Raw genomic sequence first — 16,318 nt, 5'->3', positions numbered from 1 at the left:
AAAGGGGCAAAAAATGTATCGACCATCACAGCAAATTGAAGGAAGGATAGCAAGGAAAGAATATAATCCGAGCTTTTTTTCAGAAGAGAAAAATAAGCAGAATTCCGTTGCAATTCATATTAAAAATAAGAAGTTAAATATTCAACAAGGAACATTTGATGGGGATTTAGAGCTCGCCCGTGAAGCAATTCAATCTTTTGCAGATACTAATGAGCTTACCTATCAATCTTTTGGACATGGTTACGGTTGTTTAACTGTCAATGGGGCACAACACAATACCAATCCTTATGGAATTGATATGCTCATGATGTTGGAGTTTTGCGGTATCGACAAGTCATCACTAATCCCGCAAATTGAATTAAAATAACGCTCATTTATTTTTCATTCGGAGCCTGGTTATTTCGTAATCAGGCTTTTTCGTTTTATCGGCAAGCCGGCTGTGCTTACAATTTTACCACCGTTCGTGCACAACACCAGACGTCCACCCGTTTTACCCCGGCCTTTTTTAAAGTGAATGCCAGTTCATTTGCTGTGCTCCCTGTAGTTAAAAGGTCATCAATAAGGGCTACATGCTGCCAAGGGAGTTGTTTGGTTGTAAAGGCGTGGTGTAAATTTTTTTGTCTTTGTTCCCCATCAAGACTTGCCTGCGGCAAGGTGTTACGAATTTTTTTGCAGCGGGTCAAATCATAGGGTAACTGCAATTTTTTGGCCAAAATGCGAGCTAAAACTGCCGCTTGATTGAAGCCGCGAGATTTAATTCGTTGCGGGTGCATGGGCACTGGAATGAAACATTGCGGCAAATCTTCAGGATGTGGCAGAGCATTCATCATTAAGTGACTTAAAAATGAACCGAGATAGAGTCCATTGTGGTATTTAAATTGATGCAAAAGGCCACGTAATGGCTCTTCAAAAGTATAATTAATGAGTGCACGATCAAAGAATGGTTTGTTCTTAATACAACGGCCGCAAATCAATGGATGGGCATCGGGCAAAGGATACGCGCAGTATTGGCATGCATAACCTAATCGAGGCATCAATTGAATACAACAAGAGCAAATTGCCATTCCTGAGTTATGAAATTGATTACATAAAATACAAAGTGAGTGCAAACGCAAACTTTGTGTTAAACTCCCTATTTTCCGGCGCACGAGTGTTGGATTCCATTAATTTTTCCTGGTTTTATCATGGCTGTTATCTATGAAATTAGCAAGGCTTTTAATCAGCATGCTTCTGAATACGAACATGCTGCCAAAGTACAACAAGAAATTGGGGTACGGTTATTAGGACGTTTGCAATATTTAAATATCAAGCCTCAACGTATCCTGGATGTGGGTTGCGGGCCAGGTTATTTTTCTAATGAATTGACCCGTATTTATCCGAAAGCACAAGTTATAGGTTTGGATTTGGCGAAATTTATGCTCATTCAGGCCCAAAAAAAACAAAGCTGGCGTCGGAAATGGCCATTAGTAGCTGCAGATATGCGAAGTATGCCCTTTGCTACCGGCACCTTTGATCTGGTTTTTGCCAATCAAGTGATTCACTGGGGCGGTAGTTTAAACCTCATTTTTCGGGAATTAAACCGGATCATGAAACCACATGGTTGTTTGATGTTTACTACATTGGGCCCGGATACATTTAAAGAGTTAAAGCAGGCATGGTCTGGAGTCAATCCTTATGCACATGTTAATGAATTTGCTGACATGCATGACGTAGGGGATAGCCTGGTTTCAGAGCATTTTCTCGATCCGGTAATGGATATGGAGGTACTGGAAGTGCATTATGGATCGCTGTCAAAATTATTACACTCTCTGAAAGCTCAGGGAGTAAAAAATATCAATCCCCAAAGAAACCAGGGGTTGACAGGTAAAACTGCCTGGCGCCACTTTGAACAAAATTACGCTGCTCTGCGAACAGAGCAAGGAAAATATCCATTGAGTTATGAAGTGGTCTATGGGCATGCCTGGAAAGGCGAACAAAGAAAAACAGAACTTGGGATAGAAACTGTAATCCCTATTTCCCAAATCGTGCGCCCAAAGGGTTAATCTCGTTGCTTGACGCTTGGTGTCGCACTTCTTTATCGTTTCATGGCCGGTACTCATCCTAAGCTCTTTTTCTTGTTCCGGATTACTTATCCAGCTTGCTCCGCTTCTGTAATTGTTGGGTTAACTCAACCAAGGGACGCGCTTTTTCCCCAAACAGGTTTAATGCCTCAAGGGCCATGTGAAAATGCTCATTGATTTCCTCTTCCAGTTTATGTTTGGAATATAAGGTAGCAAAGGTGGTTTTTTGATTGGCCAAATCAGAGGAACGTCCCTTGCCCAATATCTCGGCGGGGGCGTAATGATCCAGATAATCGTCTTGCATTTGGAAGACTATACCCAGATGGGTGGCATAAGTCCGTAAAGCGGTTTTCTCGCTTTCCGTCACTGATGAATGGGCATTGAGAACCATTTCAACACACGCGAGAATGAGCCGTCCCGTCTTAAGATAGTGAATTTCCCTCAACTGCTCTTCGCCAGTAGATGATTTGGCTAATTCAGATAAATCCAGGCTTTGGCCGCTTACCATTCCACTGATACCGCTGGCTTTAACAAGTTCGAGTGTGCTTGCGATCACTTGCCGGGGTTGGAGCAGAGGCGATAGATGGGTTAACAGTACTTCTATGGCCAGGGCTTGCATGCCATCGCCAACCAAAATCGCAGTTGCCTCATCAAAGGCTTTATGACAACTCGGTTTTCCCCGACGGAAATCATCATTGTCCATAGCGGGAAGATCATCATGGATTAAAGAATAGCAATGGGTTAATTCGATTGCTGCGGCAATCACATCAAGAACTCTTAAATCCAGCTCAATTAAACTTCCTGTTAAATAGACCAGAATGGGGCGAATTCTTTTCCCGCCGGGAAACAGGGAATAATTGATAGCAGTACGTATGGATGTTGCAGGGACGGAAGATTCGTTGATGATTTTGCCAAGGAACTCTTCATGCCGTTGTATGTAGTCACTTATCACTTAATTGTTCATCCGAGCTGTATTCAGCAGAAGTTAATGTTTCTATTTTTTGCTCGGCCTTGTGTAACACATTTTGACATCGTCTGGCCAGGCTTATCCCCTTTTCGAATTGCTTGAGGGAGTCTTCCAAAGAAAGCTCTCCTTTTTCGAGCTGTCTGACAATTTCTTCGAGTTCGGTAATCGATTGTTCAAAATGCAAATCCTGGCTCATAGATTTTGTCCTGTTTGTTCAAAATGTACTGATTATACTAAGTTGTTCCCAGGATTCAATCTATGTCAATTAATTTTCATGAATTTGGTGAAGCCTTTGTTGAAAGGTAAAGCTTCAGTTGAATAAATGGAGAAATTAGCCACAGACCGTTGGTACTCTAGCATGCTTCGTATTATAAAGCTTCGATAGAATAAATCGTGTATATTGATTTCGTTTCAATTTTTGGAATAAGCATGAAAACAAAAACTCAATTTGTTTGCAGTCAGTGTGGCGCAGTTTTTAAACAATGGGCAGGACAATGCACCCATTGTAGCGCGTGGAATTCAATTGCAGAAGAAGGTTTGCCGGTGAATCGAAATGCGCGAAGCGCATCCTGGGTAAATCAACGTTCTGTAATTACCGCTGTAGAAGATGTAGTCATGAATAATGAAGTACGGATGGATTGCGGTTTGTCTGAACTGAACAGAGTCCTTGGCGGGGGATTGGTTTATGGTTCTGTGGTCCTCATTGGAGGAGACCCAGGCATCGGCAAATCTACTTTGTTATTGCAAACCTTGGCAAATCTTTCCATGCAGGAAGCGGTTTTGTACGTTACCGGCGAAGAATCCTTGCAGCAGGTCGCCATGAGAGCGAAACGACTGGGGTTGCCTTTGGCAGGATTAAGGTTATTAGCCGAGACTCAGGTTGAATCCATTATTGCGCAAGCACAAAAGGAGAATCCCAAGGTAATTGTTATTGATTCCATCCAAACAATTTTTACCGAGAACATCAGTTCTGCTCCAGGCGGGGTAAGCCAGGTTCGGGAATCCGCCGCTCAATTGGTTCGGTTTGCCAAATTGACCCAAACGGCAGTATTTTTGGTGGGGCATGTCACCAAAGAGGGAGCGTTGGCAGGACCCCGGGTTTTAGAACATATGGTGGATAGTGTTTTATATTTTGAAGGACAAAGCGATAGCCGTTTCAGAGTAATTCGTGCCATTAAGAACCGTTTTGGTGCCGTTAATGAGTTAGGTGTATTTGCAATGACTGACAAAGGGCTGAAAGAAGTAGCAAATCCCTCTGCAATTTTCTTATCGCGTCAACCAGAACCTACTTCCGGGAGCGCAGTCATGGTGACCTGGGAAGGATCGCGCCCTATGCTGGTTGAAGTACAAGCTTTGGTTGATGAAGCCCATGGACAACAATCAAAACGCGTCACTGTGGGGCTTGAATCCAATCGTTTGGCAATTTTACTTGCTGTCTTACATCGACATGGGGGAATTGCTACCTATGATCAGGATATTTTCATCAATGTAGTGGGTGGGGTAAAAGTGACAGAAACTGGCTCAGATCTTGCATTGTTAGCTGCGGTTGTATCCAGCTTGCGTAATCGGATTTTTGACAGGGAAACTATTATTTTTGGTGAAGTGGGTCTTGCTGGTGAAATCAGACCAGTACAAAGTGGGCAGGAGCGCTTGAAAGAAGCTGCAAAGCACGGATTTAAACGGGCTATAGTGCCCTTTGCAAATGCCCCAAAGCAACAGAATTCTTCCATGATAATTGAACCTGTAAAATACTTACATGAAGTTTTGGATAAAATGTAAGATCTTAACCGAATTCCGGGTGGGCGAGGCCAAACCCGGATAATGCCGCAATTTGATACCTCCTTTAGAAAACCTGAGTCCGAGTTGCATCTGGTCAAGGGACCAAAAGCAGTATTGTTGTAACGTTTTAAGAGTCAAAGACAAGGTCTTTTATCGAATTGAAACCCACTCAACAATAGGAGTAATGATGACTTTTCCTGCCATGCTAAAAGTTTCTTTTGTGGATATGCTCAAACGCAATAAAATATCTTACAGCCAAGGATGGTCGAATTATATGGGGAACGTGAAAAATCCCGCAGCTTTGGTTGTTGATGTAGAGAATGAAGAACAAGTCCAGTTAGTTATGAGGGAAGTAAAGAGGCTGAATGAAAATCGAACCCCGAAAAATAAAATTACTTTAAGGGCGAGTGCAGGATGGAAAAACAGTAAAAGTATGGGATGTTGCTTATTTCCCTGGAACAAAACCCAGGAGGATGAATATGGAAAGGGCAGCTTTTCTTTTTCGGAGGTAGTCGGCGGCAGGGCAGCGCCCCAAAGTGAAGGTACAGACATCATCATCCGTTTTAAAAAAAAATTTCACAAGGCAAAAGTACTTGGGCCTGTCCATACAAAACCTGCATGGATTAATCCTGATAATCCCATCCATCAACTTCCAGCGACCCTGGTTGAAGTCAGTGCAGGAATGCAAGTCGCTGAATATGCCGAATTCCTGCGCAAAAATAATTTATCCTCATCCACTATTAGCATGCTGTGCTGGGCAAGCCTTGTCGGGTTGTTCATCCCAGGCGGTCATGGAACAGGTCGCGATGAACCTGCAATCAGTGGCCTGGTTGAATCAATCAAAGTTTGTGATTTGGATGGAACTATACGAGAACTGACTGCTGATCACCCTGATTTTCAAACCTTGTGTGCAGCCAGCAGTGGCTTTTTAGGGATTGTCCTTAGTATCAAAATCCGTGCGGTGAAGGCTTTTAATTTACGTGAGACAGTGGAGGTGTTTCACAATACTGGAGAAATGAAAGGAAAACTGGGGGACATATTAAAGAATAATCAGTATGTAAGTATTATGGGAATGCCGAGTTCTGCCGATTCAGAAGTGAGTGAAAAAATTCACCAATGGCAAGTGCGTATGTGGAATTTCACTACCGAAAAACCTACCCAATCAAGCAAAGCGACGTATGCACCAACGCTTAGTTCTTTTGTCCAAGAGTTGGAGTTAAGGTTAGGAGCCGATTTGATGAATTTTCTGGTTCATTCAGAATTTAGGCATTTATTACCGGAATTCATGTTAATTGCTGCGGCCGAATCCATTGAAGGACGGGGTACAAAGCCTATCGTTGATTTCGAAAACCATATTACTCATCCACAGGTTGCTTTTCCCAAAATTTTGCGTGATGTGGATTATTTCATACCTGTAAAAGACGACCAGGCAGGAGAGAATCTGGAAGAAATCTTGCAGCAAATAGAAACCCAGGTAAATAAAGCCGCAAGGCGAGGAGAGTATCCGATAACCTATGCAGTTTACGTTCGATATTTAAAAGGCACCAATGGGGGATTGTCCCCAACCAGTACTGGTTCTTTGGATGAGCGTATTATTGCCCTGGATGTGGTTACTCACCCCGAAACAAAAGGGATTGTACGTTTTGAAAAAGAGTTTCTGGACTATTTAAAAGAAAAAGGGGTAGAAGTAAGGAACCATTTGGGTAAACAGTTCCCCGTGGGGGTGGTGCGATATTCCCAGTTTTTAAACCCTGAAAATATGAAGAAGTTTATCGAGGCGGCAGAACGTTGGCATGCAACCCCAGGAAAACATGATGGGGCCGAGCGGTTGGCTATGGCTTCTTATAATACGCAGTATTTCCAGGAAATGATGGCTCTGACTTATGAACTTGACCATGAATTGGTGGAGAAAAGTTCAGAAGAAAAAAATTCGAAAAAAGAAATTCTTCCCCCAAAAAAGAAGTCTATGGAATATACTAAAGAAGAGTGTACCAATTTTTTAATTCAATTAAATGAAGTAGTTGAATTAATGCCCGTATTTAGTGACGCTGCAAAAAGTGCCAAAGCAGCTTTTTTAAATAGATGCCAGAGTGAATTGGAAAATCGAAGAATACATGATTTGGTAATAGATTAATTGTATCGATGCTTTGTAGCCGGATCATTGAAGTGAACCGGGCTACAAGCCCCGCTCAAGACTATTGGAGGGTGATCAATGGATATAACACCTTTTTTTAAATTAATGGTCGATCGTGGTGCTTCAGATTTATTTTTTAGCGTGGGTGCCCCACCTAATATTAAAATTGAAGGAGTTATTGCCCCCGTAGGCCAGGTACCCCTCAAATCACAACAAATGGCTGAAATTGCTTTATCTCTGATGAACGATGATCAGCGTAAAGAATTTGAAGCCACTATGGAACTGAATATGGGACTTTCCATTCCCCAGGTTGGACGTTTCAGAATTAATTTATTTCGCCAACGAGGGGATATCTCTATGGTAGTACGCTACATCAAGAATAAAATCCCTTCAATTGAACAATTAAATTTACCCCTTATTTTAAAAACAATTGTCCTAGAGCTGCGCGGGCTGATTTTAGTGGTAGGGGCTACCGGTTCGGGTAAATCCACTACCCTGGCAGCAATGATTGACTATCGTAATGAAAATCAAAGCGGACATATTCTAACTATTGAAGATCCCATAGAGTTTATCCATCAGCATAAAAAATCCATAGTGGATCAACGGGAAGTAGGCATCGATACAATGAGTTATGAAAATGCACTGGTGAATGCAATGCGGGAAGCCCCGGATGTAATTTTAATCGGTGAGATCAGGGAACGTAATGCGATGAAGCAAGCTATTGCCTATGCTGAAACAGGTCATTTGTGCATCTCCACATTGCATTCCAATAATGCGAACCAGGCTATGGATCGCATCATTAATTTTTTCCCTGAGGACGCCAGAAAACAGGTCTTAATGGATCTTTCGCTTAATCTTAGGGCTATTATTTCAATGCGTCTTGTCCCTGGGGTAAACAATCAACGTATGGCAGCGGTAGAGTTATTATTAAATACCCCCTACATAGCAGATTTGATCGAAAAGGGAAAAATAGATGACATTAAGGATGCTATGGAACGCAGCACTGAACAAGGGATGCAGACTTTCGATCAGGCACTGTTAAAATTGTATCGAAGCGGAGCTATTTCTAAGGAAAATGCAATAAAATATGCTGATTCAAAAAATAATGTAGGGTTACAAATCCGCTTGAACAGCGCTGGTGATTTTGATTCACAAGATGATAGTTTAACCATTGAAGGCAATTGATTTTTCTATGCTCCATGTTAAGATTTGGTGCAATCTGATTTCAATGTGATTTATGGCAGCTTTTTTCCATATCAAAGACATAAAAAAGGGCCCCGTTTCACGCGTTACGGGGCATGTAACCTATCTGAATGCGATATACACTCCTGCCAATCAAAAAGCTTCTTCCTACAAAATTATTTATAAAAAAAATAAATATGGGCGGCCTGAGTTTTCTCGATTTGAAGTGATGTTTGGTCAATTGGCTCGCCTGTTTTTGGCCCCCGATCTCACTTCGCCCAATAATTTGGTGGTTGACAGTAATCATAATGTCCTGGGGTTGGCAGTCCAGCACCTTTGTTATGTTATCGCCCACAGGGAAGGTTTGGAGCATAATTTTTATACTTTGGATAAACTCGATGAGGGGTGTGACTGTACCCCTAAAAAAACGGACCACCCAACCCAAATTCCTATTTATTTTCTGGATAAACTTCCGCAAGGTTTTTTTGCAAGCCTGATTGAAGCAGAGGCACTTGAGAAGTTATCTATTGATTATGAGTCACTGGCAAGTATCCTTGCGACCTCCTATACCCTGGAAGAGGATGATTTACATAAGGGCAATTATGGTTTTTATTTAGTGGAGCGAGAAGGCAAACCTCATGCGGTATTTTTCAAAATCGATCATGATTTAATGTTCGTAGACAGTATCATGGGGTTCCAGACCCGCAGGTTTTTTCATTTATTCCACGGTCCCCATGCTTTCGATATTACCAAAGAGGATCTCAAGTCGCTTTCCCGCCTGTCTCATTCAGGCAATTCTTATTGGCCTACAAAATTCGGTTATATCTCCCATCCTTTGGATAACAAGGAATATCATAGTTATACGGAGATAAATGCTTTTGCCCAATTGGGTGATAATCCCAAGTTTATCAGGGCAAAATGGAAATCCTTTTTGAAGCATGTACTCATCCCCAATGAGCTTATTCAGGAGGTTTTGCAGGATTGTGCGGATATGAAGAGGGCCTCGGAGCGGGCACAGGTTGCCTTAATGACTCAAGCCACGATAGCCAGGCTTGCACGGTTACGGGCAGCATTATTTTCGATTCCAGAATTTCGTAATTATATTAATCAACTCGATCAGAAACAAATTCAGGCTCTAGTTGAAGAAATCCTTCCCCCGCATTCTCCAAAAGAGAAGCTTCTGCAGCAAATCCAGACGACAATAGGAGTCTATCAGAATTTATGTGAGACACACCTGCACTTTGATCCGGAAGACACTCCTTTGCATACCGCAATCAAGCTCGGCGAATATCGTTATGATGAAACTCTAAGTATGTTCGAGCAATTCATCAATGTACCCAACAAAGCAGGTAAAACCCCTTTGGATATTGCTTTGGAACAAATTCAGTCTGGGCGAGTAGATGAGAATAACCCACAAGAAAATGGAATGTTGATAGCCCGGCATTTATTGGATAATGGGGCGCAACGTCCCGAAAAATATAATCATGCTGCGTTCTGGAATACTCTTCAATCTTATGTTTTTTTAAACCCTTATCTAGAAAAGATCCAAAAAAATATGAGTTATGAATCGTTTAAAGAAATCTTGAGAAATCTAGGCGAAGACTACCGGTTTGGGCTGAAATTTAAAAAGAATTTGGCTGTGGAATGCATTAAACAGTTTATCCAGGTGAATACAGGATGCGCAGGCTTTACAGACAAACTAGAGCAGTTAAAGAATGAAATAAATGGCAATTCTTCCGCAGAAGAAGCGGCAGATTTGAAATACATACGCCAGCTACGCAGCCGGTTATGGGTAATTCGCCAGTTACGGGGTTTATATGGTTGGACTTCAACCCAGTGGGAAATAAATACACTGATTAACCAAACTCTTGCAGAGAATAAAGTGGTAGACCCTAATTCATTCTCATTTTTTTCTCGTGATGAACGCCCCGAAATTTCTGGAGATGATGCATTAGCCAGAAAAACTTTTTCATCGCATAACTCGGGATAAATGAACCCTATCCTCCCTGGGTCTTCAATATCTGGCTGTATTGATAATTTTTAGATAAGCTCATTAGCATTAAATGCCAGTCTAAAGCCGCCCTGCCTATTCCTGATTTTGTTAATGCGTTTGCATTTCCCCTAAATGGAACGGGTAATCATGGCGGCAGCGGGCATAGGCGGCGCCAATTTTCGCGGGGTTGGGATAAAAGGCATAATGGGTCGCATTATAGGCACAACAGGGTACCGCACTGACAAAACACCCCCTTTTCGCGTTCCAGCGGTAATGCCCGTCTTCTGCAAGCTGCAAGGTCCTGCCGTCAAAGCAGACGTAACGGGGTTGGGAAGGGATTTCACCAATGACACACCCCTGCGCATGAACAGCGCTTAATGATGCAAATAATAGTCCAGTTATTATAATTTTCACCATTTAATCCCTAGTCTTGCTATAATAATGTTATAACGTTAGTCCATCTTATAGTCTTTATTCAAGCAAGATGTACTTAAGTAAAAAAATTTAAGGTTATTTTAATAAAATAAGTTTAAAATGAATACATAATGATTGGTTTGCGGAGTGTTTGATTATGCCTAAAAATAAAGAGTTTTTAAGTGCGTTACAGGATACCACAAAGTTAAGAGCTGCTGCTGCGAATGAAAGGGATCCTGCACTAGATGCAATATTGTCAGCTGATGCAAGCCTTCAAACTTTTGAGGATGCCGTGGTTCCTCAGAATGTTTTTTGGGCGAAAATCAATAACTCGCTTGCCGGACTGTATAAAAGAGGTAATTTGTATGGACAAAATTATATAGAATTAACCGACCCGACCCATACTTTTAAAAGCATGCAACAAGCAGCTGCGGAACAGCGGGTCAAGTTTGCATTGGCAGGTGCTCCTCAGGACGTTTTAATAGGCCTTGTAACTACTGATTTCAATAATAACGGAACGGTACTCAGGCAGTACTTGGAAACAAAGCAAAATTCTTTAGGACTTAACTTCAGCACCATGCGGGGATGGGATGCCACCAATGACAATCTCCTGACTCAAACCGCATTAGCCAAGATTAGAACAGAAGCAGCAAACCAGTTATTAATCCAGCTAATGGCAGTAGACAAACCTGCATTAAAAAATCCCAAATTATTTGATGACTTAGTCAAGGCAACAAATATCGGAGAATTTAAAACAGCGGCGAAAGCGCTTGTTAATGCAGGAGGAATTACGCTTCCCCCAGGAAAAACAGTAGATGACATTCTTGATGCCTTGGATTTTCAACTGAAAGATGAAGTTGTTGCTGAAGCCGTTAAACGCAGCGAAGCGTTGCTTGATCAAAAAGCCATTACTGAGTTTGAGGGTCAATTTCAGAAATTTATAAGTAAAGCTACTGGCGCAGAAGTATTAGCAACGAAAGATTTTCTTAAAGAAGCTGATTCAAAAGATTTTCTGGATGAATTGGTTGATAATTTAGAAGAAACTCCCCAGAACGCCTACAGGGACAGAATAAAAGATTTGGAAGATGGGAAAAAAGACGAACTTGGAAAGGTATATCAACAAAAATTAAGTGAACACTATCTAAAAGCCCAGATATTATCTGTTGATGTAGATATTAATGATGGAGACTTAATCGCTGCATTAAAAGCAGCAAATAAATCCACACTAAATAATAGTTTAGATCAACTAGTTACAGATGCCGAGGACAAGGCTATTACTAAGAGGGCTTTAACTGATGATAATGCAACTACCATTAAAATCGCGCTAACCAAAAACATAATTAATAAATTAAGTACAACGAGTACTCAGCTTGATATGGAAAAGCTGCACGAGGCTGCCGGTAATTTAGAGAAATTCAAAACATTGATGGCGGGTAAGGTTGGAGATCCCAATGCATTTGATTTTCTTAAAAAAGAAGATCTGCCCGAAATTAGAAAAGCTCTCCGTGAACAGTTGGAGCTCAAAGCACGTGAGAAGCGCGAGCAAGATTTTACAGCAGCAGTAGAAAAATCTCGGCTAGGTGCAGCAGCGCATCAGGAATTAATTGAAGTATTTAAAGAGTTACCGAATGCAAAACAAGAAGAACTATTAAAAGATAATAAGCATGAAATACTGATTAGTGCAAAAACTGTTGAAGAGCTCAAATTCCATTTGGGAGGTCAAGATGCTCAGGGGCGTTCGCTTGTTCTTACGGATTTGGCCAATGAAAATCAAAAAGCAGCTTTGTTTAAAAAAATTCATAATCCTGAAATAGCCAAGGTTTTGGCGGGGTTTTCAAATCCTCGTATTGTTCCTGATGAGGGAATGATTAATCAAATCAATGCCAAGCTTTTAACTCATAAAGATTTAGATCTGGCTCTTGTTAATAATTTAAAAACGGTTGTTGATGATATTAGTACAGTGTGTATTGGTGCTGCCAATACCAATGCTGATTTTTATAAAGCTTTTGGATTTACCAATGAACATGCAACTGCGTTCGATGCCGCTCCAGCTAAGGCAAAAATAAAAGATAATATTAAAGATGCACATAATAAGAATAGAGATTTATTTACCGTACTTGCGGCTGGAGGATTGTCCGCAACCCAGGAGCGGTTTGTACAGATACTCTTAAGGGTAGCCGGAAAAACTGCTGTAAGCATAAATAATGCATCTGTTGACATGAATTCTAAGGATAATGTTCAAAAAATCTATGAACATACATTTGCCAAAAGCGCCACTGCGCATGCTTTTCTTGATAAACTGATTCCAGAAGCAGATGCAAATAATGATACAGAAAAGAGGAACCTCAAAAATGCATTGAGTAGAGAGTTTACCCCAGAGGTATTTAGTGAATTAAAAGGCAAAAGAATTGAGACAATGTTATCTGGTTCCGATACTCAAAAGCAAAGAGTTATAAAAGATATCAATGAAGATGTAGCGAGAATAGAAAAAGCCCGTCCCTCCATTGAAAAACATAAAGGACATCTTAAAAACCTTGCAACAGACCTAGCTTCACTGCCTGGCTTATTTAGCGGTGCCAATGAGGTGAAAGCAAAAAATAAAGCCACCGAAATAAAGCAGAATTATCAAGAGTTGTCAAAACAATGTGATACGATTCTTGAGCATTTAGCGGCTGCACAGAGAGAGCTTAAAGTCTATCGGGATAAAGTTCCAAAAACTACCCAAGGATTGAGTGATGAGGTAGCAAAAGAAGTAAAAAAACTGAGTGACAAATTAGATGAAGAAATAAAACAAATTGAAACCCAGCTAGCATTTTATGAAGAGGTACAAAAGCAAATAAATGGCAAAGACGGCACAATAGCACAAATCGATAAAATTGTAAGCCGCCAGGCAACCGTTATTGCAGAATCCAAAGACAATACCACTAATAGTTACTCTGTAATTGATAAAACTGAGTTAAAAACCGCCACGCATCAAAAAAGGCAGCGTGTCCCCGATGATAATATGACGGGTATCTCTACCAACATTGATGAGAATTCAATCAACTTTAAAGTTCAGGATATCCCGCAAAAAGGTCAAGTGCTTTGTGTCGATACCACTCATACAAAAGATATTCCCGGAAGAGGCCCTAAAGAATTTACCGGACGATTTATTGTTGATTATCATCCTGAAGGGGAGCCTCGTTCCGTATTATCAGGAAAAGAAACACCTTCCAGACCTGTCAAGGTGAGTATCGTTAAAGGATTTGATGAAAGCAGCGAATTGGCAGGGCAAATGATGGATGCGGCAAAAGCATTGCTCAAAGACTGGGATGGTAAAAGCCCGATTCGGTTAAAAGGAGTAAATGGCGGACCCCAGAAAGATAAAGAGTTACGCTATTTATGGACGGCCGTATGTGTTTTAGGTGAACATCACCCCAAATTCTCCCGGGATAAAATAGAAATCAGGGGTAATTCCCCCTGGAGGCCTGATGCGGAGAGAAATTGGAAAGGATATACCAGTAACTCTGCTTATACCACCGTGTTCAAAGGTTCCGCCAAAGGGATTGTGGATGAAAAAGTAGAAGAGTTTAAAGCGCTGGTTGATCCCAAGAAAAGAAATGAAGCTGATAAAAGCGTTAAAGCGGCCACGACACTTTTTAGAGATAAACTGAGTGAAGGCAGAAGTCATGATATTGCTACCAAAGTGGAACAGGATGTAAAAGTACAAGGGCCGAGGGTAGTTCTTGGCGGCAGTGGGGGTAACGACTAAAAATAAGGGGGAGGCAATTGAATTCAAACCAACTGGCGATTGGTGTTTTTGACTCAGGGATGGGCGGCCTGACGGTTTTGCGTGCATTGCGAGAAGGATTGCCGCAAGAATCGTTTATTTATCTAGGGGATACCGCCCGGCTTCCCTACGGAACAAAAAGCCCGGATACGGTAAAACAATATGCCATGCAAATGGCAAAATTGCTGGTAGAGCGGCAGATTAAGGCTTTAGTGATAGCCTGTAATACTGCAACTACTGCCGCGTTGCCCTACTTGCAGGAAATGCTGCCTGATATGCCGGTGCTTGGGGTAGTTGCCCCGGGAGCTGCAGCAGCAGTTGCAGCAACAGAAAACAAACGTATTATTGTTTTAGCTACTGAAACAACGATTGCATCAAATGCATACCAACAGCTTATTATCCAGCACTTGCCCCAAGCCATAATCAATACCCGAGCGTGCAGTGTTTTGGTTGCCCTGGCAGAAGAAGGGATGGTGAATAATCAGGTAGCACGTGAGGCGTTAAAACATTACCTGGATGGGTTTACCAATGAAGATACTGTGCTCTTGGGATGTACCCATTTTCCAGTATTTAAACCTTTGTTGAGCAGTTTGCTGCCTCAAGGGGTTACTGTAGTCGACTCGGCGCATGCAACTTCGCAGGCATTGTATCAGTTGCTGCAAAAGCAGGATTTACTGAATGAATCACCTTCCATCAAGCGTAAAGTAAATTATCTGGTCACCGACTCCATTAAACGATTCCAGATCGTAGGCGAGATATTTTTAGGTGAGCGTCTGGCAGAGGGAGATATTGAGCTGGTGGATGTTAAATCCTAAAATCCATCTCAGACGAGACCAGCGCTTGGTGAAAACAAAGCTGAATTGAATTGTCAATCACTACTATACCCGGGTTAAGCTATTTAACCCGGGTATAGTTATTCTTCACGGGGCGGGCGGCTCATTAAATTTTGCACCACCTGTTTTGGACTAATTTTCCCTTGTAACAGCGCATTAATTTGCTCACATATGGGCATTTCCACCTGATATTGATGGGCGAGGAAGCAAACCTGGGAAGCATTGTATTTTCCTTCCACAACTTGGCCAATTTGTTTTTCCGCGTCCGGAATACTGATATTTTTCCCTAATAGGAGACCAAAGCGCCGGTTTCGCGACTGATCATCGGTGCAGGTTAGTACTAAATCGCCGACCCCTGCCAAGCCCAGAAAGGTTTCTGCTCGTGCTCCCAGAGCCAGACCCAGACGTTCCATTTCTGCCAAGCCACGCGTTATTAAGGCAGCTTTGGCATTAGCGCCATACCCTAAACCATCACTGATCCCGCAACCAATAGCCAGGACATTTTTAATGGCCCCGCAAATCTGAACTCCAATTAAATCATCGGTCATATAGACACGAAGATTATGGTGATGGAGCAGCGCACGGATGCTTTTTTGATATTCCAGGTTATTTGAAGCTAAAGTTACTGCAGTAGGTAAAAAGCGGGCTACTTCTTTGGCAAAGGATGGACCCGAAATAATCGCTTGAGGAAAAGAGGAACCAAAAGTTTTACTTACCAAATCACTCAATAGCTGGTGGCTTTGTGGATCCACACCTTTAGTCAACCAGGCTAAACCGTGGGGTGGCTTTTTAATTTTTGCAATAATCTCCGCAAAGGCGTGAGAAGGAACAGCGATAATCACGTAATGGGCTTCCCTGAGGCATTGATCAAAATCTGCCAAGGGTTCCAACGTATCAGGAAAAGTTATATCAGGCAGGTAATGAGGGTTTGTTTTTTTTTCCCGCATGAGTGCAATATGCTGTGGATCATGCCCCCACAACAACACACGATGCCCTACCTTGGCCAGGTGAATTGCAACTGCAGTGCCCCAGGATCCGGCACCTAATATAGCTATGGTCTTTTGATTCATTTAGGTTCTTACAAGAGTTTAAAAATAATTATATGGAAGCGGAAGTAACGCTCCATGATTAAGTTAATGTCTTCAGACATAAATTGTCAATTGAGCAGGTACGGGTGTTAATAAACT

The 16,318-nt window shown here is 41.8% G+C and carries 13 protein-coding genes; 8 read left to right on the top strand and 5 right to left on the bottom strand.

Translation table 11 applies throughout. From position 1 onward, the window contains the following. Positions 1–13 precede the first annotated feature (13 nt). Entirely contained in the window at positions 14–367 is a 354-nt protein-coding gene (locus tag KYQ_RS09535; RefSeq protein WP_010652707.1) for a hypothetical protein, read from the top strand. Positions 368–443: 76 nt separating this feature from the next. On the opposite strand, the gene KYQ_RS09530 is transcribed toward KYQ_RS09535, so the two are convergent. Continuing rightward, the gene (locus KYQ_RS09530) at positions 444–1,148 is read right to left on the bottom strand and encodes a ComF family protein (RefSeq protein WP_010652708.1); all 705 of its coding nucleotides are present in this window, start codon (positions 1,146–1,148) and stop codon (positions 444–446) included. 36 nt (positions 1,149–1,184) lie between these two features. Here KYQ_RS09530 and bioC point away from each other — a divergent pair, with 36 nt between their 5' ends. Continuing rightward, complete coding sequence (gene bioC, locus KYQ_RS09525; RefSeq protein WP_010652709.1) at positions 1,185–2,042, top strand: malonyl-ACP O-methyltransferase BioC; 858 nt, start codon at positions 1,185–1,187, stop codon at positions 2,040–2,042. 82 nt (positions 2,043–2,124) lie between these two features. Here bioC and KYQ_RS09520 read toward each other — a convergent pair whose 3' ends face one another. After that, positions 2,125–3,012, bottom strand: coding sequence for a polyprenyl synthetase family protein (locus KYQ_RS09520; protein ID WP_010652710.1), 888 nt, complete (start codon positions 3,010–3,012; stop codon positions 2,125–2,127). Continuing rightward, positions 3,002–3,223, bottom strand: a complete 222-nt coding sequence (locus KYQ_RS09515) for an exodeoxyribonuclease VII small subunit (protein WP_010652711.1) — start codon at positions 3,221–3,223, stop codon at positions 3,002–3,004. The genes KYQ_RS09520 and KYQ_RS09515 overlap by 11 nt, the downstream gene beginning before the upstream one ends. Positions 3,224–3,456: 233 nt before the next feature. On the opposite strand from KYQ_RS09515, the gene radA reads away from it, so the two are divergent. The 4 genes from radA to ankK all read left to right on the top strand — a co-directional run bounded on the left by radA (position 3,457) and on the right by ankK (position 10,112). Next, complete coding sequence (gene radA, locus KYQ_RS09510) at positions 3,457–4,806, top strand: DNA repair protein RadA (protein WP_010652712.1); 1,350 nt, start codon at positions 3,457–3,459, stop codon at positions 4,804–4,806. Between the two features lie 187 nt (positions 4,807–4,993). Next, entirely contained in the window at positions 4,994–6,940 is a 1,947-nt protein-coding gene (locus KYQ_RS09505) for an FAD-binding oxidoreductase (RefSeq protein ID WP_010652713.1), read from the top strand. Positions 6,941–7,018: 78 nt separating this feature from the next. Beyond that, complete coding sequence (locus KYQ_RS09500; protein WP_019349927.1) at positions 7,019–8,125, top strand: PilT/PilU family type 4a pilus ATPase; 1,107 nt, start codon at positions 7,019–7,021, stop codon at positions 8,123–8,125. Between the two features lie 52 nt (positions 8,126–8,177). Next, complete coding sequence (ankK, locus tag KYQ_RS09495) at positions 8,178–10,112, top strand: Dot/Icm T4SS effector AnkK/LegA5 (RefSeq protein ID WP_019349926.1); 1,935 nt, start codon at positions 8,178–8,180, stop codon at positions 10,110–10,112. Between the two features lie 111 nt (positions 10,113–10,223). Here ankK and KYQ_RS09490 read toward each other — a convergent pair whose 3' ends face one another. Further along, positions 10,224–10,532, bottom strand: a complete 309-nt coding sequence (locus KYQ_RS09490; RefSeq protein ID WP_010652716.1) for a hypothetical protein — start codon at positions 10,530–10,532, stop codon at positions 10,224–10,226. Positions 10,533–10,686: 154 nt separating this feature from the next. Between KYQ_RS09490 and KYQ_RS09485 the strand changes: the two genes are divergently transcribed. Together KYQ_RS09485 and murI are read left to right on the top strand one after the other, a co-directional pair. Continuing rightward, complete coding sequence (locus KYQ_RS09485; RefSeq protein WP_019349925.1) at positions 10,687–14,280, top strand: hypothetical protein; 3,594 nt, start codon at positions 10,687–10,689, stop codon at positions 14,278–14,280. 17 nt (positions 14,281–14,297) lie between these two features. Continuing rightward, entirely contained in the window at positions 14,298–15,113 is an 816-nt protein-coding gene (gene murI, locus KYQ_RS09480) for a glutamate racemase (protein WP_010652718.1), read from the top strand. Between the two features lie 98 nt (positions 15,114–15,211). Here the strand turns inward: murI and KYQ_RS09475 are convergent, their stop codons facing one another. Then, a complete protein-coding gene (locus KYQ_RS09475) occupies positions 15,212–16,201 on the bottom strand; it encodes an NAD(P)H-dependent glycerol-3-phosphate dehydrogenase (RefSeq protein ID WP_010652719.1) in 990 nt (329 codons plus the stop codon). Positions 16,202–16,318 lie beyond the last annotated feature (117 nt).

Source organism: Fluoribacter dumoffii NY 23 (genome assembly GCF_000236165.1).
Lineage (GTDB): Bacteria > Pseudomonadota > Gammaproteobacteria > Legionellales > Legionellaceae > Legionella > Legionella dumoffii.
Note: the sequence above shows the minus strand (reverse complement) of the source record. Positions and strands in the feature narration are given on the sequence as shown.